The 25,624-nt window shown below is 59.8% G+C and carries 18 protein-coding genes; 8 read left to right on the top strand and 10 right to left on the bottom strand.

All coding sequences use genetic code 11. From position 1 onward, the window contains the following. Nucleotide 1 precedes the first annotated feature (1 nt). From ACXAIC_RS10495 to ACXAIC_RS10475, 5 genes are all read right to left on the bottom strand, one after another. Nucleotides 2-709, bottom strand: a complete 708-nt coding sequence (locus ACXAIC_RS10495; RefSeq protein WP_475177457.1) for a response regulator — start codon at nucleotides 707-709, stop codon at nucleotides 2-4. A gap of 101 nt (nucleotides 710-810) precedes the next feature. Further along, the gene (locus ACXAIC_RS10490; protein ID WP_475177454.1) at nucleotides 811-981 is read right to left on the bottom strand and encodes a hypothetical protein; all 171 of its coding nucleotides are present in this window, start codon (nucleotides 979-981) and stop codon (nucleotides 811-813) included. Between the two features lie 212 nt (nucleotides 982-1,193). After that, nucleotides 1,194-2,588, bottom strand: coding sequence for an aspartate aminotransferase family protein (locus ACXAIC_RS10485; protein ID WP_475177453.1), 1,395 nt, complete (start codon nucleotides 2,586-2,588; stop codon nucleotides 1,194-1,196). Nucleotides 2,589-2,627: 39 nt separating this feature from the next. After that, nucleotides 2,628-4,034 (bottom strand): glutamine synthetase family protein, encoded by a 1,407-nt coding sequence (locus ACXAIC_RS10480; protein ID WP_475177448.1) that lies wholly within the window; start codon nucleotides 4,032-4,034, stop codon nucleotides 2,628-2,630. Nucleotides 4,035-4,192: 158 nt separating this feature from the next. Then, nucleotides 4,193-4,921, bottom strand: a complete 729-nt coding sequence (locus ACXAIC_RS10475; RefSeq protein WP_475177444.1) for a GntR family transcriptional regulator — start codon at nucleotides 4,919-4,921, stop codon at nucleotides 4,193-4,195. 157 nt (nucleotides 4,922-5,078) lie between these two features. On the opposite strand from ACXAIC_RS10475, the gene ACXAIC_RS10470 reads away from it, so the two are divergent. The 5 genes from ACXAIC_RS10470 to ACXAIC_RS10450 all read left to right on the top strand — a co-directional run bounded on the left by ACXAIC_RS10470 (nucleotide 5,079) and on the right by ACXAIC_RS10450 (nucleotide 10,707). After that, on the top strand, nucleotides 5,079-6,467 hold the full coding sequence (locus ACXAIC_RS10470) for a glutamine synthetase family protein (protein ID WP_475177441.1): 1,389 nt from the start codon (nucleotides 5,079-5,081) through the stop codon (nucleotides 6,465-6,467). Between the two features lie 149 nt (nucleotides 6,468-6,616). Beyond that, nucleotides 6,617-7,711 carry a polyamine ABC transporter substrate-binding protein gene (locus tag ACXAIC_RS10465; RefSeq protein WP_475177436.1) on the top strand — a complete coding sequence of 365 codons (1,095 nt, stop codon included), beginning with the start codon at nucleotides 6,617-6,619 and terminating at the stop codon, nucleotides 7,709-7,711. Nucleotides 7,712-7,789: 78 nt separating this feature from the next. Beyond that, complete coding sequence (locus tag ACXAIC_RS10460; protein ID WP_475177433.1) at nucleotides 7,790-8,947, top strand: ABC transporter ATP-binding protein; 1,158 nt, start codon at nucleotides 7,790-7,792, stop codon at nucleotides 8,945-8,947. Nucleotides 8,948-8,956: 9 nt separating this feature from the next. Then, nucleotides 8,957-9,886: an ABC transporter permease subunit gene (locus ACXAIC_RS10455; protein ID WP_475177429.1), complete on the top strand. Its 930-nt coding sequence runs from the start codon at nucleotides 8,957-8,959 to the stop codon at nucleotides 9,884-9,886. Continuing rightward, on the top strand, nucleotides 9,883-10,707 hold the full coding sequence (locus tag ACXAIC_RS10450) for an ABC transporter permease (protein ID WP_475177426.1): 825 nt from the start codon (nucleotides 9,883-9,885) through the stop codon (nucleotides 10,705-10,707). Before ACXAIC_RS10455 ends, ACXAIC_RS10450 begins: the two co-directional genes overlap by 4 nt. 24 nt (nucleotides 10,708-10,731) lie before the next feature. Here the strand turns inward: ACXAIC_RS10450 and ACXAIC_RS10445 are convergent, their stop codons facing one another. Then, a complete protein-coding gene (locus tag ACXAIC_RS10445) occupies nucleotides 10,732-10,977 on the bottom strand; it encodes a DUF6460 domain-containing protein (RefSeq protein ID WP_475177422.1) in 246 nt (81 codons plus the stop codon). 305 nt (nucleotides 10,978-11,282) lie between these two features. Here ACXAIC_RS10445 and ACXAIC_RS10440 point away from each other — a divergent pair, with 305 nt between their 5' ends. From ACXAIC_RS10440 to ACXAIC_RS10430, 3 genes are all read left to right on the top strand, one after another. Then, the gene (locus tag ACXAIC_RS10440; protein WP_475177418.1) at nucleotides 11,283-11,978 is read left to right on the top strand and encodes a CoA transferase subunit A; all 696 of its coding nucleotides are present in this window, start codon (nucleotides 11,283-11,285) and stop codon (nucleotides 11,976-11,978) included. Nucleotides 11,979-11,989: 11 nt separating this feature from the next. Next, nucleotides 11,990-12,616, top strand: coding sequence for a CoA transferase subunit B (locus ACXAIC_RS10435; RefSeq protein WP_475177414.1), 627 nt, complete (start codon nucleotides 11,990-11,992; stop codon nucleotides 12,614-12,616). Between the two features lie 571 nt (nucleotides 12,617-13,187). After that, nucleotides 13,188-15,392 (top strand): putative bifunctional diguanylate cyclase/phosphodiesterase, encoded by a 2,205-nt coding sequence (locus ACXAIC_RS10430; RefSeq protein ID WP_475177408.1) that lies wholly within the window; start codon nucleotides 13,188-13,190, stop codon nucleotides 15,390-15,392. Nucleotides 15,393-15,456: 64 nt separating this feature from the next. Here ACXAIC_RS10430 and ftsH read toward each other — a convergent pair whose 3' ends face one another. The 4 genes from ftsH to ACXAIC_RS10410 form a co-directional block, all read right to left on the bottom strand. After that, a complete protein-coding gene (gene ftsH / locus ACXAIC_RS10425; protein ID WP_475177402.1) occupies nucleotides 15,457-17,283 on the bottom strand; it encodes an ATP-dependent zinc metalloprotease FtsH in 1,827 nt (608 codons plus the stop codon). Between the two features lie 92 nt (nucleotides 17,284-17,375). After that, nucleotides 17,376-19,067 (bottom strand): ABC transporter permease, encoded by a 1,692-nt coding sequence (locus ACXAIC_RS10420; protein ID WP_475177397.1) that lies wholly within the window; start codon nucleotides 19,065-19,067, stop codon nucleotides 17,376-17,378. Nucleotides 19,068-19,203: 136 nt separating this feature from the next. Further along, the gene (locus ACXAIC_RS10415; protein ID WP_475177734.1) at nucleotides 19,204-20,241 is read right to left on the bottom strand and encodes a Fe(3+) ABC transporter substrate-binding protein; all 1,038 of its coding nucleotides are present in this window, start codon (nucleotides 20,239-20,241) and stop codon (nucleotides 19,204-19,206) included. Nucleotides 20,242-20,592: 351 nt separating this feature from the next. Then, nucleotides 20,593-25,434 (bottom strand): PAS domain-containing sensor histidine kinase, encoded by a 4,842-nt coding sequence (locus ACXAIC_RS10410; protein WP_475177393.1) that lies wholly within the window; start codon nucleotides 25,432-25,434, stop codon nucleotides 20,593-20,595. Nucleotides 25,435-25,624 lie beyond the last annotated feature (190 nt).

Below are 25,624 nucleotides of genomic sequence, written 5' to 3'. Positions count from 1 at the left end.
GTCAGCCCGCTGCATCGCACGGACCGAGACGGAAGCCGACCCCGTGGACGGTTTCAATGGCATCCTTGCAGCCGGCCGCTCCGAGCTTGGCTCTGATGTTGCGGATATGGCTGTCGATGGTGCGGTCTGAAACGTGAATATTGTCCCGGTAGGCCTGTTCCAGGATCTTGTCCCGGGTGAAGACGATCTTGGGCCGGGTCATCAAGGTGGTCAGAATGTCGAATTCAATGGCCGTCAGTCCAATGGCGCTGCCGTCGACCCGCACCTGCCGTTCCTCCTTTTCAAGGCTGATCAATCCTTGCTCAAGCCGGGACACGTCCGAAGACGCGGCGGAGACAGGGGCTCCATAGCGTTTGAGAATGACGCCGACCCGTGCAATCAGCTCCCGCGGGCTGAACGGCTTGGTCACATAGTCATCGGCGCCAAGCTCCAGGCCGATGATCCGGTCAATTTCATCATCCCGGGCGGAGAGGAACAGGATCGGCACCTCGGAGGTCTTGCGCAGCTCCCGGCAGACGTCAAGACCATCCATTTCCGGCAGGCCGATATCCAGAATGACAAGAGCGGGGGTGAACAGGACAGCCTTGTCCAGCGCCTCCTTGCCGTGGGTGGCGATCTCATGGCTGTAGCCGGCTTTCTGGAGCGCGAAACAGATGACATCCCGGATATGCGGGTCATCATCGACAACGAGAATGGTTCTGGTCTGCACTGAACGTTTCCGAAGAAAAGTTGGCCTTGCCGGGCTGCAACGCCATTGAATGACAGGGGCTGTCCAAACCGGCTTTCTCTCAAGAGATAGCCGAGGCTGGCTCAGGTTTCCAGCCACCAGCCATCGCGGGCGAGGCTGCGGGGCAGGGACCGGTCCAGAACTGGAGCCCGGCGCCAGCGGCGGCGCACCGGTTCTGCAAGCCGGTCGGCAGACCAAGGCGTAAAGGGGCAGGGGCGGAACCTGAGCGGGACCTTGAACAAGCGCAAAACCATGACAGCCACCTCGCAGTCGGGTTGGTCGGCGGGGCTTTGAGGCAAAGGGTCAGCCGCAGAATGCCCCAGGGAACAGACCCTTTTTGCCGGAGGGGCTTGCAGGGCCGTGTCAGGCCATGTGCAGATTTTGTGCAGTTTCAAAAAAGACGGGTGGAACCCAAGCGGGCGGCACACTCCCGCCCGCGCTTGTGTGGTCTGGAGATAGGCCGGGGTCAGCCCAGCCAGCCATCTTTTTTCAAGGTCCGGTAGGTTTCATCCAGGGCCTTTTCCGCCGTTGCCACCAGAATGTCTGCTTCTTCATGGCTGAGCACAAGGGGTGGAGAAATGATCATACTGTCACGCACGGCGCGCATGACCATGCCTTGCCGAAAGGAAATGTCGCGGCAGAGTGTGCCAACCGTGCCGGTCTCCGGGAAGCTTTTGTGCAGGTCCTGTTTGTCCGGCACCAGTTCCAAAGCGCCCATGAGGCCGGTCATGCGGGCTTCGCCCACTAGTGGGTGATCCCCCAGTTTCTCCCAGCGGCTCTTCAGGTAAGGGCCGATATCGGTCTTGACCCGGTTGACCAGGCCCTCGCGCTCCATGATCTCCAGATTGGCAAGGGCGGCTGCCGCACAGACCGGATGGCCGGAATAGGTGTAGCCGTGATTGAAATCGTCGCCGCTTTTCATCAAGCCGTCCGCGACCCGGTCCGAAACGAGAACACCGCCCATGGGAAGGTAGCCGGAGGTCAGGCCCTTGGCGATCGGCATCAGGTCCGGGGTCATGCCGAAATAGGTCGAGCCGAACCATTCGCCCAGCCGGCCGAAGCCGCAGATGACCTCATCGGCCACAAACAGAATGTTTCGCTCGTTCAAAATGCGCCGGACTTCCGGCCAGTAGCTGTCGGGCGGAATGATGACGCCGCCAGCTCCCTGGATCGGCTCGGCAATGAAAGCGGCAACCTTGTCTTCACCGATCTCGTCAATCGCCTGTTCGAGCTTTTTCGCAGACGCAAGCCCAAACTCTTGCGGGCTCATGTCCTGGCCCTCGCCAAACCAGTAGGGCTGGTCGATATGGTGGACACCGCTTACGGGAAGGTCACCCTGGGCATGCATGGCTTTCATGCCGCCCAGGCTGGTTCCGGCCAGGGTTGAGCCGTGATAGCCGTTCCAGCGGCCGATAATCACCTTCTTGTCCGGTTGGCCCATCTTGTCCCAATAGGTGCGGACCATGCGGAACACGGTGTCATTGGCCTCCGATCCGGAAGAGCAGTAAAACACGGTGTTGATGTGATCGGGCGCCAGCTTGGCAAGCTTTTCAGACAGGGCGATCGCCGGCGGATGGGACGTTTTGAAGAAGGTGTTGTAATAGGCCAGCTCGTTCATCTGCCGGTAGCTGGCCTCGGCGATTTCCTTGCGCCCATGGCCCACCTGCACGCACCACAGACCGGCCATGCCGTCCAGGATCCTGTTGCCCTCTGAATCGGTCAGCCAGACGCCGTCGGCGCTGGTGATGATCCGGCTGCCCTCTTCATTGAGAGACTTCATGTCCGAGAACGGATGCCAGTGGTGGGCCGCGTCAAGCTCCTGCAGGGCCTTGGTCGGATAGATGTTGGAATGGGCCGTCATGGCTGGTGCTCCAAAGAAAGAAAGGGGGAAGCGGACCGCTCAGACATTGAGCAGGAGGTATTCCCGCTCCCAGGGGCTGATCACGGACATGAAGGTTTCGAATTCCTCGTATTTGATCGCCCGGTAGGTGGCGACGAACTTTTCGCCGAACACCTCGATCATCTCGTCGGATTTCTCGAACTTGGCCACCGCTTCGGGCAGGCCGCGCGGCAAGGACTTGGCCAGTTCCGTGCAGTCGTCCTTTTTCGGTGAGTCGGGTTTCAACCCGTTGACAATGCCCAGATAGCCGCAGGCCAGGCTGGCAGCAATGGACAGATAGGGATTGGCATCGGAGCCGGGAATGCGGTTTTCCAGGCGGCGGGCATCCGGGCTTGAATAGGGCACGCGCAGCCCGACCGTGCGGTTGTCATACCCCCAATAGACATTGACCGGCGAGGTCGAGGTCTTGGAAAAGCGCCGGTAGGAATTGACGAAGGGCGCCATGATGCAGGCCACACGTGGCAGGAACCTCTGGTGGCCTGCGATGAATGACAGAAAGGCAGGTGTTTCCGCACCGTCTTCATCGGAAAAAATGTTCTTGCCCGTTTCCAGATCGACCACGGACTGATGAATATGCATGGCCGAGCCGGGCTGGTGGGACATGGGCTTGGACATGAAGGTGGCATACATGTCATGGCGTAGGGCTGCCTCGCGAATGGTGCGCTTGAACAGAAATACCTGGTCGGCCAGGATCAGCGGGTCGCCATGGCGCAGGTTGATTTCCATCTGCGCGGCACCTTCCTCATGGATCAGCGTGTCGATCTCCAGGCCCTGTTTTTCCGAAAGATCATAGATGTCGTCGATCAGGTCGTCGAATTCGTTCAAGGCCGAAATGGAGTAAGACTGGCGGCCCACTTCCGGGCGGCCGGAGCGGCCGGTGGGTGGCTCCAGCGGATAGTCGGGATCCGTGTTCGGGCGCACCAGATAGAACTCGATTTCCGGGGCAATCACCGGCTTCCAGCCCTTGGCCTCGTAGAGCTTCAAAATGCGCTTGAGCACATTGCGCGGGGCCGTTTCCACAGGCTCGCCTTCCCGCGTATAGGCATCGTGAATGAGCTGGGCTGTCGGGTCGCTCTCCCACGGTACAGTGGTCAGCGTGCTGTAGTCGGCCCGGAAATAAAGGTCGCCATCGGTCGGGTTGTGCTGAAACCGGTCGTCATCATCGGGATAGTCGCCGGAAATCGTCTGCGCAAAGATCGAGGCAGGCATGGTCATGACCGGGCCGGAAAAGAACTTCTCAACCGGCATCATCTTGCCGCGGGCGACCCCGGCAATGTCCGGCACGATACATTCTATGTCCTCGATATTGCGTGCATGCAGCCAGTCCTTGGCGGCGTCTCCGTCCGGGACTCCGCGCAGACTATCGATGGCATGTTTGTTGTCTTTTGTCGGCGGTGTATCGCTCACGTCAGGCTCCAAAGGTCTGGTGCGGATCGGGCTGGAAAGAGCGCCCGTCAAATCTACTCTGCGGCCTTGCCCTGGCAGTAGCCGGACAGACCGGACAGAGAGCGCAGGAGGTCGAGGAGAAGTTTGTGATCACAAAATGACATGGAGTGGAATGCGGATCAAGCGTTCCGGGCGCTGTTCAAGATGGCAGTTCCCAATAGCCCCATGCCGTCGCTGATGTCCCCGGCAAGTGCAGCCCGCAAAGCCGCTATATTTTTCTGCTCAACCGCGCGGATGGCTTCCTTGTGCTGATCGATCAGGCTGGCCGTGCCCACCCGTCCGTAGACCGTGCGCATGAAGGGGGCGAATTGCAGCCACAGACTGTCAATCAGAGGCAGCAGAACCTTGGACCCGGACGCCCGGTAGATATGGAAATGAAAGGCGTGATTGAGCCGCATATAGGCTTCCGCATCGCCGCTGTCGATGCAGTTATCGATCTCGTCATCAAGGGCCGTCAGGGTGGTCACATCGGCGTTGTGAAGGTTGGGTAGGGCGCGTTGCGCCAATTCTGGCTCTAGCAGCAACCGGGCCTTTAGCACTTCGTCGAAGCGCTCCGGCGTCATGTCCGGCACTTGAACCCGGCCGTTGCTTTTCACTTCCAGGGCGTTTTCAGCAGCCAGCCGCTGCAGCACTTCGCGCACCGGCATGGGACTTACCCCCAGCTCTCCGGCAAGGCCGCGGATGGTCACAGCCTTTCCGGGAATGAAGCGTCCCGTCAGAAGTCCGGCCCGGATGGCTGCATCCACCTGCCCGCGGGTTGTCTCCCGGCGCTTTGACGCCATCGTCACCACCGCAGCAGGTTCGGCGGGACCTGAGGAACTGTTTGTGCGGTCGGACTGCCGGGCCATTGCGGCCGTCTTCCTTTCATCTGGACGCTGCGATTTTGCGATCTGCCTTGACAGGCTTTTCCGAAAGTGATCACATTTTTAAAAAGGACGCAAACAAAAGCTGCGGGCGGGCCGGGTTTGCCGGGCAGCGCTCCGTAAGTTGTGAAAGCAGGGTTTTATGAACGAGCTTCCCCATCAGATTCTGGAGCATCCGGCGGAGCCGGGATGGAAGACGGAATTTGATGCCTTTCTCGCTGCCAATCCGGATCTGGACACGCTGGAAGTTATTTTGCCGGACACCAACGGGGTCTTGCGCGGCAAGTGGCTGCCGGGCAAGACCCTGCCGAAAGTGTTCGAGCAGGGCGTTGCCTTTCCATATTCCCTGTTCGGGCTGGATGTGTGGGGGCGGGAAGTGGAAGCCACGGGCATGCATCTGGAAACCGGTGACAAGGACGGGGTTTGCTGGCCGATCCCGGAAACCTTGAAGCTGGTGCCCTGGACAGACCGCAAGACCGCACAGGTGCTGTTGTCCATGTATGACCGGGACGGCCAGCCGTTTCTGGCCGACCCGCGCCATGTGCTGGAAAATATGGTGGATCGGCTCCAGGCCGAATTCGGGGTGACGGCTACGTGCGCCTTTGAACTGGAATTCTACCTGTTTCAGGAAAGCGACGGCGACTGGACGGAACAGCCCAAGCCGCTCTTTTCCACGCATCTCGGCCCGGCCCGTCAGAACATGTATGCGCTGTCGGATCTGGAAGCGCTGCTGCCGGTGGTCGATGACCTGCGCAAGGCCTGCGAAGTGCAGGGCATTCCGGCCGATGCGGCGGTCTCCGAAGCCGCACCCGGACAGTTCGAATTGAACTTGCACCACCGGCGCAATCCGCTGCTGGCCGCCGATGACGTGGTGCTGCTGCGCCGTCTGGTGGCCGGGGTTGCCCGCAAACACGAACTCAAGGCCTCCTTCATGGCCAAGCCGTTCGTGGAATGGCCGGGCAACGGCATGCATGTGCATGTGTCGATGGAAGACGGTAACGGCAATCTGTTTGCCGATTCGGAAACGGGTCCCGAGCGTCTGGGGCATGCCATTAACGGCCTCTTGAAGACCATGCCGGAAGCCTTGCTGCTGTTTATCTCCACGTTCAACGGCTTCCGCCGCATGCAACCGGGCTCTTATGCGCCTGCCTCAATCTGTTGGGGCTATGACAACCGGTCGGTGGCCCTGCGCGTTCCGGCCTCCAGCCCGGAAGCGGCACGGGTGGAGCACCGGATCGCGGGGGCGGATGCCAATCCCTATCTGGTCCTGACCGGCATTTTGGCCGGCATGATGCAGGGACTGGTGCTGCAGAAAGATCCGCCGGCCCCGGTGACCGGCAATGCCTATGAAAAAAGAAAGAAGCGCCTGACGCCCTGGATGGACGAAGCGATTGACGCGTTCGAAGCCTCCAAGCTGATGAAACAGGCGGTGGGACGGGAAATGCACAAGGTCCTGACAGAGATCAAAAGAGAGGAGTTAAATGAGTTCGGGCGGGAGATCTCCTCGCTGGAACGCCAGACCTATCTTTGAGGCGTTTCCTGCTCAAAATCGGCGCTGGACAAACAAGATCCCCAGCGCCAATCTGCCAGTGAAAGATGACCGTAGCAGACCCGAATGTCTGTTTACAATCAGGGACAAGGCCGGAAAGGCTGCCACCAAACCTCCGAGGGGAGACCAGAATGAATTTGAAATGTGTGTTGACCGGAATCGCCGCCCTCAGCCTCATGGGCGGGGTTGCCCATGCCCAGGACCGGACCGTGAATGTCTACAACTGGTCCGACTATATCGATGAGTCGATCCTGGAAGGTTTCACCAAGGAAACCGGTATCAAGGTTGTCTATGACGTCTTTGACAGCAACGAGGTTCTGGAGACCAAGCTGCTGGCAGGTGGGACGGGCTATGATGTCGTCGTGCCGACCGGCAGTTTCCTGTCACGCCAGATCACGGCCGGTGTCTTTGAAAAGCTGGACAAGTCCAAGCTGCCGAACCTGAAGAACATGTGGAAGGATATCGAGGAGCGCGTCGAGAAATACGATCCGGGCAACGCGTATTCCATCAACTACATGTGGGGCACCACCGGCCTCGGCTATAATGTCGACAAGGTCAAGGCGATCCTTGGCGATGATGCGCCCGTGGACAGCTGGGACCTTGTGTTCAAGGAAGAGAACATTTCGAAACTAAAGGACTGCGGTGTGTTCATGCTGGACGCGCCGACGGAAGTGTTTCCGGCTGCCCTGAACTATCTTGGCATTGACCCGGACAGCAAGGACCCGGCGGATATCAAGAAGGCTGGCGAGTTGCTCACGAAGATCCGGCCCTATATCCAGAAATTCCACTCTTCTGAGTATATCAATGCGCTCGCCAATGGTGATATTTGCCTGGCGCTTGGCTGGTCCGGCGATGTGCTTCAGGCCCGCGACCGGGCGGCCGAGGCTGACAATGGCGTGACCGTTGAGTACAGCATCCCGAAGGAAGGCGCGCTGATGTGGTTCGACCAGATGGCGATCCCGGCAGATGCTCCGCACAAGGAGGAAGCGCTTGAATTCCTCAACTACATCATGAAGCCGGAAGTGATGGCGAAAGCCTCCAACTATGTCTATTACGCCAATGGCAACAAGGCCTCGCAGGAGTTCCTGAACGATGATGTCATCGGCGATCCGGCCATCTACCCCTCTGAAGAGGCGATGAAGAACCTTTACACCGTGACGGCATATCCGCCAAAGGTGAACCGGGTCGTCACCCGGACCTGGACTGCGGTCAAGAGCGGTCAGTAAGGACAAGCGACAGCGCCGGGCAGCCTCAAGCGGTCCGGCGCTTTTCTTGGCACGTCTCTTTTGGGGTAGGGGATCACAGTGGCGAAGAAATCGATTGGACCGGTGCGGCGGGAGTTCAGTCCCTGGGAAAGTCCGGACCACCCACCCTTTATTGAGTTCCGCAATGTTACCAAGAAGTTCGGGGACTTCACGGCGGTCAGGAACCTCTCTCTGAAAATCTATGAACGCGAGTTTTTTGCGCTTCTGGGCGGGTCGGGCTGCGGCAAGACCACCTTGATGCGTATGCTGGCCGGCTTCGAGACGCCCACATCCGGGCAGATCTTTCTGGACGGGCAGGATCTGGCCGGCATCCCGCCCTACCGGCGGCCCTCCAACATGATGTTCCAGTCCTACGCGCTGTTTCCGCATATGAATGTGGCAAAGAACATCGCCTTTGGCCTGAAGCAGGACAAGGTGCCTGCGCAGGAGATCGAAGACCGGGTCGCGGAGATGCTGCGCCTGACCAAGCTGGAGCAATTTGCCAAACGCAAGCCGCATCAGTTGTCCGGAGGCCAGCGCCAGCGGGTGGCCCTGGCCCGCTCGCTTGCCAAAAGGCCCAAGGTTCTGCTGCTGGACGAGCCCCTGGGCGCGCTGGACCGCAAGCTGCGCGAGGAAACCCAGTTCGAACTGATGGCGCTGCAGGAAGATCTCAAGATGACTTTCCTGATTGTTACCCATGATCAGGAAGAGGCCATGACGGTGGCCGACCGGATTGCCGTAATGGACAAGGGTGAACTGGTCCAGGTGGCCACACCGGCTGAAATCTACGAAGCGCCCAACTCAAAATTCGTCGCCGACTTTATCGGTGACGTCAATCTGATCGAGGCCAAGGTGTCAGAGACCTCTGCGGAGGGCACGAAAATGGTCGCTGTTCACGACGGCTTGGCCATTGAGTGCGACCAGACGACGGCAGCCGGGGTCGGTGACACGGTCTGGTATGCGATCCGTCCGGAAAAGATGCGGATCAAACAGGGCACGGCTGAGCCCGGCCAGGTCAACCAGATCGGCGGTATCGTCTGGGACATTGCCTATCTCGGTGACGTCTCGATCATCCATTCCAAGGTGGGCGAAGACGACGGGGACACGCTCCGGGCGACGTTTGCCAACGTGTCGCGCATGGTCGAAAACCCGATCAACTGGGACGATCCCGTGGTGCTGAGCTTTGACCGGGACGCCGGTGTCATTCTGACGCGATAGGAGGGGTTGATGGACGAGGAACACATCGCCGCACCGCCAAGAAGAAGCCTGGGGGGGTGGCTGTTGATTGCCGTACCCTATCTCTGGCTGTTCATCTTCTTCCTGGCGCCCTTCCTGATCGTCTTCAAAATCTCTTTGTCGGAAGTGGCGATTGCCATTCCGCCCTATCTGCCGACCTTCGATCTGGGAGAGGGCTGGCAAGCCTTCAAGGACAATCTCGCCGCCTTTTCCCTGGACAATTACATCTGGCTGACCGAGGACGACCTCTACTGGAAGTCCTATGTGTCCTCGGTCACCATCGCGGCGATCTCCACAGTTTTGACCCTGTTGATCGGCTATCCGATTGCCTATGGCATGGCCAGAAGTCCGCAAGGCTGGCGGCCAACGCTTCTGATGCTGGTCATTCTGCCCTTCTGGACCAGCTTCCTGATCCGGGTCTACGCCTGGATCGGCATCTTGAAGAATGAGGGACTGTTGAACCAGTTTCTGATGATGCTCGGGGTGATTGACCAGCCGCTGGTCATCATGAACACCAACATTGCCGTCTATATCGGTATCGTTTATTCCTATCTTCCTTTCCTGGTACTGCCGCTCTACGCCAGCCTGGAACGGCTGGATGGCAGCTTGCTGGAAGCGGCTGAAGACCTCGGCTGCCCGCCCTGGAAAGCTTTTTGGAAGATCACCGTGCCGCTGTCTCTGCCCGGGATCATCGCTGGGTGTTTTCTGGTCTTCATTCCGGCCGTGGGGGAGTTTGTCATTCCCGATCTGCTGGGCGGGTCCGACACGCTAATGATCGGCAAGACCTTGTGGGTTGAGTTCTTCAACAACCGGGACTGGCCGGTGTCCTCGGCCGTGGCGGTGATCCTGCTGCTGATCCTGGTGATCCCCATCGTTCTGTTCCAGAACCAGCAGCAGAAAATGGCGGAGAAAGACGGATGACGCGCGGCCCGACCTGGTTCAACATCACCTCGCTGGTGCTCGGATTTTCGTTTCTATACCTGCCGATCGTGCTGCTGGTGATCTATTCCTTCAATGCCAGCCGTCTGGTGACGGTGTGGGGCGGGTTCTCAACCAAATGGTATGTGTCCCTGCTCGACAATGAGCAATTGCTGGATGCGGCCTGGGTCACATTGCGGGTGGCCTTCACGTCGGCGACCATCGCAACCGTCTTCGGCACTCTGGCCGCGCTGGTTCTGGTGCGCTCCGGGCGGTTTGCCGGCCGCTCGCTGTTTTCCGGCATGATCTTCGCGCCGCTGGTGATGCCCGAAGTCATTCTCGGACTGTCGCTGCTGCTTCTCTTTGTGGCCATGGACACGGCACGGGGGTTCTGGACCGTGATGCTGGCCCATACGACCTTTGCCATGTGTTACGTCGCTGTCGTTGTGCAGTCGCGTCTGGTCGGCTTCGACAAGTCGATCGAGGAAGCGGCGGAGGATCTGGGGTGCCCGCCGGTCAAGACCTTTTTCCTGATCACCTTGCCGGTCATCCTGCCAGGGGTGATTGCCGGATGGATGCTGGCCTTCACCCTGTCTCTGGACGATCTGGTGATCGCCAGCTTCACCACCGGTCCCGGTGCGACAACCTTGCCAATGAAGATCTATTCCCAGGTGCGGCTTGGGGTCACACCGGAAATCAATGCTGTCTGCACCATTCTGGTGGGGCTGGTCACGCTTGGGGTGATCGCCGCATCCATTGTGACCAGGCGCCAGCAGGCCCAGCGGGAGCGGGACGAACGAGCGGCATTCGGGGCAGACGGGTAGCGAAATGGGAAAGGCCCGCTGGTATCAGCCTGCACGGGGCGGGCGCACCAGGTAGATCAGCAGCCAGACCGGCACGACAATGAATGCGCCCAGGATCATGTTCGGGATCGCCCAGTCGCGGAATTCAAGCAGATAGATCCACAGCTGCAGCGGGCTCAGACCGGCCGAGGCCAGTATGTCTTCCGCCGTGATGTCGAGAAAGGACAGCCCGGCCCCGACAAGCAGGGAAAAGATGGCGATCTTGATCAGGGTCGGCCAAAATGGGTACACGGGATGCGGATCTTTCACTTGTGGCGTGCGGCAGAAGATAGCAGGGACTGATTTGCTCCTGCCCGGTCAGGTCTAGTCTTGGCTTTAAGCATTTAAAAACCATAAACACCTTGCAAAAAACGAACCCGTTGCGATGCGGAAGGCCTGTCTTGCCGCTGGCTGCGTGTGTTTTATTGCCTCTTCTTTGCGTGAGTGACGCGGTAGTCATGTTTTTCGCTGCAATGCGACAATGATCCCTTGACCGCAATGCACCAAGCGGCGAATGTGCGCGGCACGCACCATGCGGTCCTAACTGGGAGTGAAACATGAACAAGATATACCCGGACGCAAAGGCCGCCCTTGACGGGCTGACCTTTGACGGCATGACGGTGATGGCTGGCGGGTTCGGCCTCTGCGGCATTCCGGAGAACCTGATCGTTGCGCTCAGGGAAACGGGCGCCAAGGACATCACGGCGATCTCCAACAATGCGGGCGTGGACGATTTCGGCCTTGGCCTGCTCCTGCAAACGCGCCAGATCAAGAAAATGGTGTCATCCTATGTGGGTGAAAATGCCACGTTCGAAAAACAGTATCTGAACGGCGAGCTGGAGCTGGAATTCAACCCTCAGGGCACGCTGGCCGAGCGCATCCGCGCCGGCGGGGCCGGAATTCCCGGCTTTTACACCAAGACCGGTGTCGGCACGCTCATTGCCGAAGGCAAGGAGCACAAGGATTTCAACGGGGAAACCTACATCATGGAGACCGGTCTGGTCGCCGATGTCTCTCTGGTAAAGGCCTGGAAAGCGGACAAGGAAGGCAATCTCGTCTACCGCAAGACTGCCCGCAATTTCAACCCGATGATGGCAACTGCCGGGAAGGTCTGCGTCGTGGAAGTGGAAGAGCTGGTCGAGATCGGTGAGCTTGACCCGGACAACATCCACACCGCCGGGATCTTCGTCGACCGCATCATTGTCGGCAATCACGAAAAACGCATTGAAAAGCGCACCACGCGCGCAGCCTGAGGAGATACATCATGGCCTGGACTCGTGATGATATGGCGAAGCGCGCCGCGCAAGAGCTTGAAGATGGGTTCTATGTGAACCTGGGCATCGGCATTCCGACGCTGGTATCCAACTACATTCCGGAAGGGGTGCATGTCGCCCTGCAGTCGGAAAACGGCATGCTGGGCATGGGCCCGTTCCCGACCGATGACGAGGTTGATGCCGACCTCATCAATGCGGGCAAGCAGACCATTACCGAATTGCCGCAAACCAGCTACTTTTCCTCTGCCGACAGCTTCGGGATGATCCGCGGGGGGCATATCGACCTGTCCATCCTGGGGGCGATGGAAGTGGCCGAGAACGGCGATCTTGCCAACTGGATGATCCCGGGCAAGATGGTGAAAGGCATGGGCGGCGCCATGGATCTGGTCGCCGGTGTGAAGCGGGTCGTGGTGATCATGGATCACACCTCCAAAGCGGGTGATCCGAAGCTGCTGAAAGCTTGCACCCTGCCGCTGACCGGAGTGCAATGTGTTGACCGGGTTATCACAAATTTCGGTGTCTTTGACGTCGTGGAGGGCGGCCTGAAAGTGGTCGAGCTGGCTCCGGATGTGACGCTGGAAGAGGTAAAGGAAAAGACGCAGGCAACCCTCGTCTGACCCGGATCCGGTAAATTGGGGGGAAGCGCTGACTGGGCTTCCCCGTTTTTCCGGCAGAGATATGCGGGTCCCGATTTTTGTCCGGACCTTTGATAGGCATCATTCCAGGAATGGTGCCTTTGCCGTTTCATGGCCTGGGCTGATGGCCAAAATACCCTGAAAGACATGCTGGATGGTGCGTGTTTTCGGACAGATTGGATAGTATTTTATCAATTTAATCAAAACAAATACGTAAAAATCGATTTTTAGCGGCTGAAATATCTCCGGTTTTACAAATCTAAATTTAACGCTTTAAGCGAAGGTGTGTCATATCGGGCCTTATACGTATAAATGACATGGGAAAAAGTTAACAAAACAGACCCTCTCACCTGTGAATAAATCCGATAAAACCCGCAAAATGGGCTCACCGGCTCCTAGATTCCACCATGGAAGCTTTTCCAGCTAAAGAACACTTCAACGTTTACGAATTGACGGCAATTCAGAAGGTGCTGATCAACCCGGTTGCAAGACTTTCTCAGTAAATTATCGCAGTTTTCAAAAGGGGTCAGCCGTGCCAGGAACGCCGAGAGCCATGGAAAAACTTTTGGAAGTCCTGTCGTCCTGGCTTCCGAGCCTGCGCAGCCGATTTGTAATACTTGTCGCAGGGTTGTTTCTGGCCCTGTCGGTCGTCATGATCATGGTTGCAAGCTATCTGGACCTGCGCGATGAAGAGCAGCGGGTTGTATCGGATGCAAGGGCCATCGGCGCTACCGTCAGCCGGCTGGCGGTGCCGCACCTGATCAACCACCACTATCTCATTCTGGAGCAGGAGCTGGAAAGCATCGCCTCAAGCGGTGTGGTGGAATTGGCTGAGGTGCATGATCCGGCCCGTTCGGTGACCATCGACAGCGACCCGGCAACCAGCTATTTCGACGAGCGGCAGCAGCAGCCGCTTGTTGCAGAGGTCTACAAGACCGGCGAAACCCGGATGCACCAGTCCCGGGACCGGATCCAGATCGCTCTTCCCGTCCGCGACATTTCCAACGGCACATTGCTGGGCGTGGCCTTTGTTGCAGTCAAGCGGGCCCCGGCCGAAGGCATGCTCTTCACCATATGGAGCCGCAATTTTGTCATCACGCTGGTGCTGCTGGTCTTCTGCGTTCCCGTCACCGTGCATTTTGCGGAGAACTTCGTCCGGCCGATCAAGGAACTGACCCAGACCGCCCATACAGTGAGCGCGGGCAATTTCGATGCGCCGTTTCCTGTGGAACGTCAGGATGAGATCGGGGGTCTCGCCCGGGCGTACCGGGATATGGTCGCTACGATCCGCAACAACATGGCGCGCATCCATGAACTCGCCTTTGTGGATTCGGTCACGAAACTCTCCAACCGGGAGCACTTCCGCCAGCATTTCACCAAGAACCAGATCCGCGCTGATGGCACGCAGAACCGCATGTCGATCCTGTTCATCGATCTGGACCGGTTCAAGCGGGTCAATGACAGCTATGGACATGACCACGGGGATGCGCTTTTGAAGGAAATCGCCTCGCGGCTGCGGCGTTTGCTCAAGTCGGCGAATGGCTGTGTCTCGCTTGCGTTGCCTGCGCCGCTGGATCAGGACCCGGAAACGGGAGAGCCCCGGCAGGGGGACATCCAGCCGCTGGTGGCCCGGCTTGGCGGCGACGAATTTGCCGTGCTTATCCCAGCCGAAGAGGGGATGAAAAATGTCTATCTGCTGTCAGAGCAGCTGGTGCATTGCATCGAGCAGCCGCTGGAGATCCATGGTCTGACCATGACGGTTGGGGCCAGTATCGGCGTGTCCACCTATCCCGATGACGGCGAGGACTATACCGCCATCTTGAAAAATGCGGACATTGCCATGTATGCCGCCAAGCGCACGGGCGGGAACAGGGCGTGTTTCTACAATGAGATCGAGCGGGACACACGTTCCGGCGAACGTATCCGCCTGGAAGCCGAGCTCAAGAAAGCCTTGCTGCGGGACGAGATCCGCATCGTGTTCCAGCCCAAGATCGACTGTGCCAGCGGCACGGTGGTCGGCGCGGAGGTGCTGGCCCGCTGGGAACATCCGGAAAAGGGCCTGCTGGGCCCAGGTGTCTTCATCGAGGTGGCCGAGGAGAGCGATCTGATCACGCGGCTCGGCGACCGGGTGCTGGAGCTGGCCTGTGTTCAGGGGCGCACCTGGCTGGACCATGGCCAGCGCATCCCGCTGGCGGTCAATGTGTCGATCCGTCAGCTGGAAAAACCGGGTTTTGCCACGCGTGTGCTCGACATTCTGGACTTTACCGGCTTTCCGGCCGAGCTGTTGCAGCTGGAAGTGACCGAGACTGTGGCCATGGCCGATCCGGAGCGGGTGTCCGCCACCACAAAGCCGCTGCTGGAAGCAGGGATCACCTTTGCCATTGACGATTTTGGCACCGGCTATTCCAGCCTCGCCCATTTGCAGCGCCTGCAGTTCAACACCTTTAAAATCGACCGCAGCTTTGTCAGCGGTGTTGCCAGTGATCTGCAAAGTCGGTCCATTGTCCAGACCATCCTGGCCATGGCCAGAAGCCTGGATTATGAAGTTGTCGCCGAAGGCGTGGAGACCAGCGAACAGCAGGATTTCCTCACAGAGCATGGCTGCAGTATTGCGCAGGGCTTCCTTCATGCCCGGCCCATGCTGGCCGAGCATTTCGACGCCTGGCTGCTGACGACCAATCCCGATGGCAGCCCGCGCTACGATTTGCCGGCCGCCAAGACCCAGTCCGGCACACCGCACCTTGCGGAGACCGGCTAATACCATAAGCAACTGCGCTTGCTATTAAGAGGTCTGCCGGAGACGGTCGAGCGGTTGGATCTGACTATTCTGCTGCTTTGGGCTTCTGCCGTTCTGCAAGCGGCCGGATTGCCGGGAAATCCGTATCCGTCAGGGTTTCCTTGGCCAGCAGCAGCTGGGCGCCTTCTTCCAGATCGGTGCGGTGGGCGACCAGAAGATCCTTGGCCTGTTGGAAAGCGGTTTCAACCCGGGCCTTGATCGCCAGATCGATTTCCCGCTGGGTGTCGTTGGAGACCTCCGCGATGTCCCCGGCGGGCTGGCCCAGAAAGGCCTGCCGCTGAGTGGCATAGGCCCGGTTCCCGAGGCTCTCTTCCATGCCGTAGCGCATGACCATGTCCCTGGCGACCTCCGTCACCTTCTGCAGGTCATCGGAAGCGCCGGTCGAAATCTCCCCAAAGACAACGTCTTCCGCAGCCCGGCCCCCCATCAGAACGGCCATGCGGTTTTCGAGATCTCTCGCTGACAGCAGGAACCGGTCCTCCGTCGGGCGCTGCATCGTATAGCCGAGGGCACCAATGCCACGCGGGATGATCGAAATCTTGTGCACCGGGTCGCAGCTGTCCAGATTGGCGGCCACAAGCGCATGGCCCATTTCGTGATAGGCGACCGTGGTACGCTCCTTTTCGGAGAGAATGCGGCTGCGTTTTTCAAGCCCGGCAATGACCCGTTCCACGGCCTCGTTAAAATCCTGCAGGGTCACCGCGTCGGCCTGGCGGCGGGTCGCCAGAAGCGCAGCCTCATTGACCAGTGTTGCCAGATCCGCCCCGGAAAAGCCTGCGGTGAGCTGGGCGACCTGATCAAGATCCGTTTCGGGCGCCAGCTTAATCTTCGCCACATGCACATCAAGAATGGCGCGCCGCCCGGACTTGTCCGGCCGGTCTACGAGAACTTGCCGATCGAAGCGCCCGGCCCTGAGCAAGGCCTGATCCAGAATTTCCGGCCGGTTTGTGGCAGCCAGAAGGATGATGCCGCTGGACGGATCAAACCCGTCCAGTTCGGTCAGGAGCTGGTTGAGGGTCTGCTCTTTTTCGTCATTCGTACCCATGGCACCGCTGGAGCGGGCCCGGCCAAGGGCGTCGAGTTCGTCAATGAAGATGATTGCCGGGGCTGCTTTGCGGGCCTGCTCAAACAGGTCCCGGACCCGGGCGGCACCGACACCGACGAACATTTCGACAAATTCGGAGCCGGAGATGGAAAAGAACGGAACGCCAGCCTCACCGGCAACGGCGCGCGCCAGCAGGGTCTTGCCGGTGCCGGGAGGGCCGACCAGCAGGATGCCCTTGGGCACATGGGCCCCCAGGCGGCCATAGGATGTCGGATCTTTCAGGAAGTCGACCACCTCCTTCAGCTCCCGCTTGGCCTCGTCCACCCCGGCGACATTGCCGAACCGGACTTTCACATCCGTTTCCACATAGACCTTGGCTTTGGACTTGCCGACGGTCATCATGCCACCGATGCCCTGTTTTTCAGCAAAGCGGCGGATGACGAACATCCAGAGGCCGAAAAAGAGCAGGACCGGCAAAATCCAGGACAGGAGATCCCGCAAGAAGGTGCTCTGAACCACGCCGGTGAATTTGACGTCGTATTTGCTTAGCTCCTCGGCCAGCGGAACATCGACCCGCGTTGTGACAAAGTATTTCTTGCCATCCTTCAAGGGCTCCTTGAATTTGCCTTCGATGGTATTGGTCTTGATCGCGATTTCTTCGATCTTCTTGTCTTTGAGATATTGCTCAAATTCGCTGTAGGGGATCGGCTCCACGGTCCTGTAGGTCGCCCACCAGCTCTGGAACGTGAACACCAGCATGATGGCAATGAAGGCGTACCAGAGATTGATCTGATGTTTCTTGTCCATGAAAACACATCCCGGCAATGAACAATGCAATGGCGCCATTGGGGCGATTTGGGAGCAGCCTGTCAAGGCGGGGGGACGGAACGCCTTGTTTGTCAGACCGCTTTTGCCGGTGTGTTGCGGCGGGACGTGCTGGTGCGGAAAGACCGGGCGCTGGAGCGGGCCAGATAGATCACCGGGATCAGCCCGACAAGCACAATGGCAAGCGAGGGCAGGGCGGCCTCCTCGAAGGCCTCGCGGGAGGCAGCCTCAAAGACGGTGGTGGCCAGCGTGTTGAAATTGAAGGGCCGCAACAGCACGGTTGCAGGTAGCTCCTTCATGCAGTCGACAAAGCTGAGCAGGGCGGCGGACAAGAGCACCGGCTTCAGCATGGGCAGATGCACCTGGGTCAGGGTCTGGCCCGTATTTCGGCCAAGGGTGCGGGCGGCCATGTCGAGATGGGGACTGATACGTCCGAAGCCCCCCTCTACCTGGCCATAGGAAACGGCGAGAAAGCGGACGACATAGGCATAGACAAGGCCGGTGCCGCTGCCGAGCAGCAGGAGGCCGGTGTTGATCCCGAACCAGGCCTCCATGCGCGCATCCAAAAAATTGTCAAACCCGGCGAGCGGAATAAGAATGCCGATGGCCAGAACCGTGCCCGGGATCGCATAGCCGATGGAGGCAAGGCGGACAGCAGCCTTCAAGGGGCCGTGATTGTTGAGGCGCAGGGCATAGGCGAGCGCCACGGAAATCAGAACTGTCAGAAGCGCTGCGGCCGCAGCCAGGCTGAAACTGTTCCAGACGATCTGGAAAAAATCTCCCGTCATCAGACTGTCCAGCCTGCGGCTTGCCCGGTCGGCCAGCATCAGGCCGGGAATGACAAAGCCGATCAGGACCGGCAGCAGGCACAGGGCCAGGACAGCGCCAGCCCGAAGCCCCTTGAGCTCGAACCGTTTTGGCGCGCGTTGCCTGGCGCTGCCCCCGGCATCAAAGCGCTGTCTGTGCCGTCCAGCCCGCTCCAGCCACAACAGCAGCAGCACCATAGCCAGCATGGCCAGCGCCAGTTGGGCCGCCCCGCTGAGGCTGGACCGGTTCAGCCAGACATCATAAACGGAGAAGGTCAGGGTTCTGACACCGAAAAACGTGACCGCGCCAATGTCGTTCAGGCATTCCATCAGTGCCAGGGAAACGCCGATGGCAATGGCCGGCCGGGCCAGCGGCAGGGCCACCCGGAAGAACAGGCCGGCCGGGCTGGCGCCAAGCGTGCGTGAGACATCGAGCGTGGCAGCGGACTGGATCAGGAAACTGGCTCTGGCGGTCAGATAGACATACGGGTAGAGCACCGCGCTCATGACAAAGATGGCCCCGCCAAGTGAACGGATTTCCGGGAACCAGTAGTCTCGTGACGTCTTGAAGCCGAAAAGCGCCCGGATGCCGCTTTGCACCGGCCCGGTATAGTCAAGAATCTCGATATAGGAGAAGGCGATGATATAGGTGGGCACTGCGAGCGGGATCAGCAGCGCCCAATCGAGGATCCTTCGGCCTGGAAAGCTGCACATGGTCACGAGCCAGGCAAGGGCAACCCCCAGACTTCCGGTGATCAGCCCGACACCAAGCATCAGCAAGACGGTTGTTTTCAGGGAGCCGGGCAGAACGGTCGTCAGAAGCCGGGTCCAAAGGTCCCCGGTCGGGCTCAGTGCGATCCACAAGATGGCCGCCATCGGCATCAGCACAAGCGCGGTGATCACCAAGGCAGCAATTTGCCAGATCCGGTCAGCCAGGGTGAGGGATGGGGGGCGGAGCAAGGGCGGTCTTCGTATTCTTGAACTGTGACCAAGGTCTACTGGCAAATGCTTGAAAATGCAAAAAAGCGCCGTCCTGAAACGGCGCTTTTCGCGGTTCCGGTCAAGCCGGATCAGCTTACCGGTGCTGACGGGCCGGTCAGGACGCCGGGCCGTCGTCGAAGCCCACCTTGTCGACCAGCTCACTCGCGGTCTTGCGGTTCTTGGCGATGTCCGCGAGGGACAGGTCGTCCGGGGTCAGTTCGCCCCAGTTCTGCACCCGCTCGGACACCGGCACGCCCGGGGTCACCGGATATTCGAAATTCGATTCCGCATAGATTTCCTGGGCCTCATGGGAGGTCAGGAACTCGATCAGCTTCATGGCCGTGTCCATGTGCGGCGCGTTCTTGGCCAGCACAATGCCGGCGACGTTCACATGGGTGCCCCGGTCCGCGGCGTTCGGGAACAGGATGCGCACGGATTTGGCCCATTCCTTCTGCTCCGGTTCCTTGTCGTTGGTTTCCATCTTGCCCATGTAATAGGTGTTGCCGATGGAAATGTCGCATTCACCCGCATAGATGGCTTTCACCTGGGCGCGGTCGTTTCCGGCCGGTTTGCGGGCCAGATTGTCCCGGACACCTGCCAGCCATTCTTCCGTCTTCTCAGCACCGTGATGCGCGATCATTGAGGCAATCAGCCCGATCGTGTAGACGTGCTGGCCCGAACGGGTGCAGATGCGGCCCTTCCATTTCGGATCGGCCAGTTCTTCATAGGTGATGCTGTCCTGATCAACCCGGTCCTTGGAGGCATAGATAATGCGCGCGCGCGTGGTCAGGCCGATCCAGTGGCCGTCCGGATCCCGGAACTGGGACGGGATGTTTTCGTTGACGACATCGGAGACAACCGGCTGGGTGATGCCAAGCTGCTTGGCGCCGTCCAGACGCCCAATGTCAACGGTCAGAAGCACGTCGGCGGGGGAGTTCTTGCCTTCGGCCGCGATCCGCTCGCCAAGGCCCTTGGAGGCGAACACGACATTCGTCTTGATGCCCGTTTCCGCCGTGAAGGCGTCCAGCAGGGGCTGGATCAGAAAGGGCTGGCGGTAGGAATAGATATTCACCTCATCGCTGGCAAGCGCCGGGGTGCCGGTAAAGGTCGCGGTGGTTACGGCAAACGCGCCAGCCAGGGCGCCAAGGATCATACGCATTGAAGTCTCCCAAAAAACCATCTGGTTTCCCGACCCGGTCTCCGCCGGATCCGATGGGCGCCTATATGTCGTTCAGGCCGGTTTAAGTCAATAAACTTAAGAATATCAATAGTTTAGAATTGTTCAAAACAGCAGTCGTGAGGGGGTGATCCTTGTTTCAAAAACGAAGAAAAAACAGGAGTTTATTTATCATATTTTCCAAATTTTGCGACGAAAATACATGCCCCGCCTAACCTTCACGAAACCGTGAGCAGGAGGGGCCGCACCTTTGCAAGGTCCGCCGCCGGACCGGGCCGGTTTCCGTTCAGGCGCCGTGGAAGGCCAAGGGTTTGTCTGCGGGGACTTCTACTCTGACAGCACCCGCTGGGTTGGAAAGATGATTTCCACAAGGGTCCCCTGATCCGGAGTGGAATCGATGTGGAAGCTTGCCCGGTTGGCTTCCACCAGCGCTTTTGTCAGCGGCAGGCCCAGACCCGTTCCACCACCCCGGCTGGAGGTGTGCAGCTGCCGGAAAGGCTCCAGCGCTGCCGTCAGCTGTTTTGCGGTCATGCCGGTGCCCGTATCCCGCACCCGCAGCGCCACTTCACCGTTGCTTTCCAGCACCGTGGACAGGATCACCTGTCCGCCGGACTTGTTGTATTTGATCGCGTTGGACAACAGGTTCAGCACGATCTGGCGCAGGGAGCGCGGATCGGCGACCACATCGGGCACGGTGTCAGGCAGGCTGGTGCGGATGATCACCCGGTCCCGGTTGGCCTGGGGCTGCATCAGGGCCACACATTCGTTGATGACGTCATTGCTCGACACGGCGGTAAAGTTCATGTCCAGCTTGCCCGCCTCGATCTTGGAGAGATCCAGAAGATCATTGATCAGGCTCATGATATGGGAGCCGGAGGTGCGGATGTCTTTCAGGTAGTCCTTGTAGCGGTCATTGCCGATGGGCCCGAAGCGTTCTTCCATCATGACCTCGGAAAACCCGATAATCGCATTGAGCGGCGTGCGGATCTCGTGGCTGATCTTGGCAAGGAAATCGGATTTCTGAGAATTTGCATTCTCCGCCTGGCGCTTGGCTTCGGTCAGTTCCTCTTCCGCCGACTTCCACTGGGTGATGTCGCGCAGGACAGCGCAATATTTGGCTTCCTCATCACGGCTGGTGATCCGCCCCATGGTCATGAACAGGGGGATAATCCCGCCGGCCGGCACCTGTCCGAGCACTTCGCGGCCGTCATTCAGGATGCTGGCCACGCCATTTCGGGACAAGCCGTCCAGATAATCGGACGCGGCCCGGTGGCTTTCCGGGGCCAGAAACGATGTCAGAGGCGCACCGATCATATCGGTCCGGCTGGCGCTGAACAGGGCTTCGGCAGAGCCGTTGACCTTTAGGATCGTGCCGTGCTGATCAAGAACCAGAACGCCATCGGTCGCCGTCTCCAGGATCGTTTCCATCTCGGAAATCTGATTGCGGGCGCTGTCCAGTTCCGCACGCACTCCGGCAAAGAAATTCGGCGCTGCAGGGGCCGCCACCGGCTGGGCCGGTTTCAACGGGCGCTCGGTGATTGAAATCATCAGACCCCGCGTGCCGTTCCACGGAACGGAGTGCATATGGGCATCCACATTTAAAACGCCGCCATCGGCCATGCGCATCTTCAGGGCCTCGTCGACTTCCCCGTCAACGCCAACCGCATCCGCTAGATCGTCCGTATCGTCAATGAAAAGGGCTTCCAGACCGCCCGCTTCCGACAATTTTGAAATGGTCGGATAGCCAAGCATTTTGAGCAGCGCCTTGTTGGCGTAGAGCACTTCCCGATCATGCACGATGGAAATGCCGATTGGCAGGCGGTCCAGCAGGGTCGGGTCAATCGGTCCGGCCTCCGGCACCAGCTCCTGCGGCAGCTCAAGGATCGGGCTGTCCTCCTCACCGCCGGAATCGGGAGCGTCGAAATCGTCCAGATCCCCTTCAAGCCTTGCGCCAAGGGCTTCGGCGATTTTGCGGAAGGCCTGGCGCTCGGGCCGGGAGAGGCCGGATGTGTCGACAGGCACCACCCGTGGCCGGGCCGTCGCCAGCGGAATAACCTGGCCGGTCTTCTGGACCGGGCCGTCCTCGTGTTCAGCGGCAGCCCCATCGCGCGGGGGCGTGTTCGCACCGCCACCTGTGTCCTGCTCTTCGTCTCCAAAGGCGGCGGTTTCTTCAAAGAATTCGCGCTCTTCGTCATCGGAGAGAGTCGAGCCGGTGTCCTCCACCGCGTCCGCTTCGTTCACATCTTCCTCCGGACGGGAGCTGCGGCCATCCGGGGAATTGTCCTGCGCGGTGCTGCCAATGACAGGGATCCCGGCACCGTCATCCGCGTCAGAGGTGTCCGGCTCCTGATCGGCGTCCGCATCAACCATAATGTCCAGGCGGTCCTCGTCAGTCTCCTCTATAAAGTCGGCAAAAGAGATGTCGAGCAGCGGTGTCGTGCTGACTTCTGCCGCCAGAAAGGCCTCGTCGTCAGCAAGATCTGACGTGTCTCTGGGGCTCGATGAAAGGGTCTGCGCGTCAAGGCCTTCAGTTTCATCTGCTCCGTGCGATGCTAGCGCGCTGTCCGGGTTGTCGATGAGTTGGGAGGGATCGGGCGTCTCGAACAGGTCCGGCGATTTTTTCTCCGCAGCCTTGTAGGACTTTGCAAGGCTCTTGACCGCACTTTCGATTTCAGAGGGCTTGAGTTCAGCCGACCCGGTGATGCCAGTTGGAATGTCCGCATCGTCCGGCTTGGGGGCAGGCGCCGCGCTGGAGGCAGCCGCTGAGCCCGCCTGATTTCTCGCGCGGCGCGCGGGAACGGAGACTTCGGCAATATAGCCGCCATTTTCATGGGTGAAGCTTCGATCGTCTTCGTTCGCCCCATCTTCGTCCACACTAACAGCGCCCGCTTCATCCTGCTGGTCATCGTCCTGCTGCGGCGCTGCGGCCTTCGGCCCGGTGTCTTCTGAGCCGTCCGCGTCTTTGGCGTCATCCGGAGCGGTGTTTTCAGCGTCTTTCACGGAGTCCGCAGGATCGTCAAAGGGGCCCTTGCTGTCCTCAGCCGCGTCCAGTGCGGCGGCCGCCTTTTTCAGATCGTCCGATAGGCTTGTGTCTTCGAAAGGCTGGTCTTCGCGCGGGCTGTCGTCCGGCGCCGGCGCTGAAGGCGGCGCACCGGCCGCAGTGCCAGCCGGATCAGCCCCTGTCTTGCCCTTGAACACGGCCAGAGAGCCGACCAGGGCTGCGGCGCTGGCTCCCAGAAAGGTGCGGCCCCCAAGGGAATTGGGCTGGGCTGGTTTCAAGTCTTCCAGCCGAGCCTGGGCAGGTGCGGTGTCCGGAGCAGGGCCCTCGGCGCCATCGTCAAAAGCGTCTTCGGGGAGGCCGTCAGGATCTTCAAGCGCATCCGCTTGCGGCGGTGGCTGGCGTTTTTCTGCGCTGTCCTCGTCCGCGCGGTCTTCAGCGCCGTCAGTCTCCTTCGGGTCGAACAGGCCGTCATCCGCAAGCTCAAGTGGAGTGCCAGCGTCTTTGTCTTCGTCTTTGCCTTCTGGCGCGGAAGCTGGCGCGGGAACAAAGCCATGCGGGTCCTGAACCGCATCGGAGGTGCGGCAGACGCCAAAGCCACGGTAGCCTTCAAACCGGCGCTCCCGGTCAAAGGCGGGCAGGGCGGCCATGTCGACCGGCACCCGGAGAGCAGCACCGCTCACGGGCCAGTCAACAGTCTTGCCGCTCCAGGTGTCGCGCCGGTCCAGCGCCCTTGCAATCTGACCGCGCGGGTCCAGGCCGAACCGGTCAGACACTTCTTCCCATGTCAGGCCGACAATATCGGTCGCGTCCGGGCCCAGCACATCGGCAAATTCATCGGAGAGGAAGGTGAAGCGCTGGGCCATATCCATCTTCCAGGCAAAGCGCACCGGGCGGCGGCGCGGCTGGAACACGAACGCCTCTGGCGTGCTGACCGGGGTCAGCTCAGGCAGGGCATCCTCATCCCGGCCGTCGTCGTCCTCCGGCCTGTCGTCTGGAGCCGGCGCTTTGGCCTCGTTTTGCCCCTCATTCGGCAGCGCCTCCTCAAGAAGGTCCGCCTCCACCTCTTCCAAAGGGTCCGCCTCAAGAGCGCTTTCGTCGTCTAAAGTCCCGTCCGAAGCATTCTCTGAAACATCTTGCCCGTCACTTTCATCATGCTCCATATCCGCTGCAGTATCCGCGGCAAGAGACACGCTGGGCTCGCCGCTTGCCGTAACTTGGCCCGCATCTTCAGCGGCCTTGTCTCCGGCCGGGCTGCCGTCTGTGTTCTCAGCGGCGGCCGGCTTGCCGGTGTCTCGCTGCTCCGGCCCGGCCGCTTCCAAAGCGCCGCCGTTGTCCTGAGGCATCTCGGCTTGATCAAAGGAGGAAAAATCTTTTTCTACCTCTGCGTCATCTGTCGCAGCGTCCAAAGATGTCGCGGTGGAGGGCATGCCGTCCTCGGCCGTGGCCGCCCAGGCAGTGCTGGCGGAGGTTTCGGCGGCCGCCTGAGCGTCACCTCCGCCTTCCTCTGGCGTGTCGTCCGGGAACTGCACATTGGCATTGTCCGCCAGGGGCGTGTTGCTCAAGACAACAACTTTCGGCCCGGCCGGGATCTGCAACACGGCGCCATCGTGAAACCGCCCCTCCAGATCAAGCGGGCCGAACAGGACCCTTTGACCTTTTGGCAGATCAAGGTCTTCCGGGGTGCTTCCCAGGGCGCCGAAACGGGCATCCACCGTGCCGCCGGTCATCAGATAGGCGGTGATGCCATCGCCTTTCAACAGCTGCGCAAAGGCCGGGATGGGCTCTCGCGTCAGCGTTAAGCCCTTGTCCGTACACACGATCAGCGCAGCATTGCCGCCATCCTCCAACGCAATGCGCTTGCACTGGCAGGTCAGGAGCATAACCCGCAGGCCCTTGTAGAACCGCAGCCGGTCGATGCTGAATTTCCCGGTCTGGCCGGTCTCGGCAATTCGGGCGATATGGGGGCGGGCAGGGGAACGCTCAAGCGAGGTCAGGCCGGACAGTTCACGCACGTTCTGGGCTGAAAAGAATGCGGCTCCGGCCGCATTCGCCCACAGGATCCTGGAGCCGTCAGCCGACCAGAGCCAGGCTGCGCGCGTGTCGGCAGCCAGTTGGACCAGATCATTCATGGCACTGAATTCCAGGAATGATTGGGTCTGAGTGTCCATCGCTTTGCTCCAGGGGGCGGCGATACCGGAAAGAAAAGGGACTGCCGCCAATTCGCGTGCTTTTGTAAACATTCTGTTAATACAAGCAAAGCTTGACAACGTCCACGTAAAGCAAGGTTGCTAAAGGACTTACATGAAGGCGTGGTTAATCTGACAGGGTTCGTTTGCCGGATTGCCATCTGCGTGTTAC

It is taken from the genome of Roseibium sp. AWQ4_254 (assembly GCF_056161025.1).
The sequence above is the reverse complement of the archived record's forward strand: the minus strand, read 5'-3'. Positions and strand labels throughout refer to the sequence as shown.

Excerpts from the sequence above, each read along its gene's own strand:
- ACXAIC_RS10490 (WP_475177454.1), bottom strand. The coding sequence starts at position 981 with ATGGTTTTGCGCTTGTTCAAGGTCCCGCTCAGGTTCCGCCCCTGCCCC.
- ACXAIC_RS10485 (WP_475177453.1), bottom strand. The coding sequence starts at position 2,588 with ATGACGGCCCATTCCAACATCTATCCGACCAAGGCCCTGCAGGAGCTT.
- ACXAIC_RS10475 (WP_475177444.1), bottom strand. The coding sequence starts at position 4,921 with ATGGCCCGGCAGTCCGACCGCACAAACAGTTCCTCAGGTCCCGCCGAA.
- ACXAIC_RS10470 (WP_475177441.1), top strand. The coding sequence starts at position 5,079 with ATGAACGAGCTTCCCCATCAGATTCTGGAGCATCCGGCGGAGCCGGGA.
- ACXAIC_RS10465 (WP_475177436.1), top strand. The coding sequence starts at position 6,617 with ATGAATTTGAAATGTGTGTTGACCGGAATCGCCGCCCTCAGCCTCATG.
- ACXAIC_RS10455 (WP_475177429.1), top strand. The coding sequence starts at position 8,957 with ATGGACGAGGAACACATCGCCGCACCGCCAAGAAGAAGCCTGGGGGGG.
- ACXAIC_RS10450 (WP_475177426.1), top strand. The coding sequence starts at position 9,883 with ATGACGCGCGGCCCGACCTGGTTCAACATCACCTCGCTGGTGCTCGGA.
- ACXAIC_RS10440 (WP_475177418.1), top strand. The coding sequence starts at position 11,283 with ATGAACAAGATATACCCGGACGCAAAGGCCGCCCTTGACGGGCTGACC.
- ACXAIC_RS10435 (WP_475177414.1), top strand. The coding sequence starts at position 11,990 with ATGGCCTGGACTCGTGATGATATGGCGAAGCGCGCCGCGCAAGAGCTT.
- ACXAIC_RS10430 (WP_475177408.1), top strand. The coding sequence starts at position 13,188 with ATGGAAAAACTTTTGGAAGTCCTGTCGTCCTGGCTTCCGAGCCTGCGC.
- ftsH (WP_475177402.1), bottom strand. The coding sequence starts at position 17,283 with ATGGACAAGAAACATCAGATCAATCTCTGGTACGCCTTCATTGCCATC.
- ACXAIC_RS10415 (WP_475177734.1), bottom strand. The coding sequence starts at position 20,241 with ATGATCCTTGGCGCCCTGGCTGGCGCGTTTGCCGTAACCACCGCGACC.
- ACXAIC_RS10410 (WP_475177393.1), bottom strand. The coding sequence starts at position 25,434 with ATGGACACTCAGACCCAATCATTCCTGGAATTCAGTGCCATGAATGAT.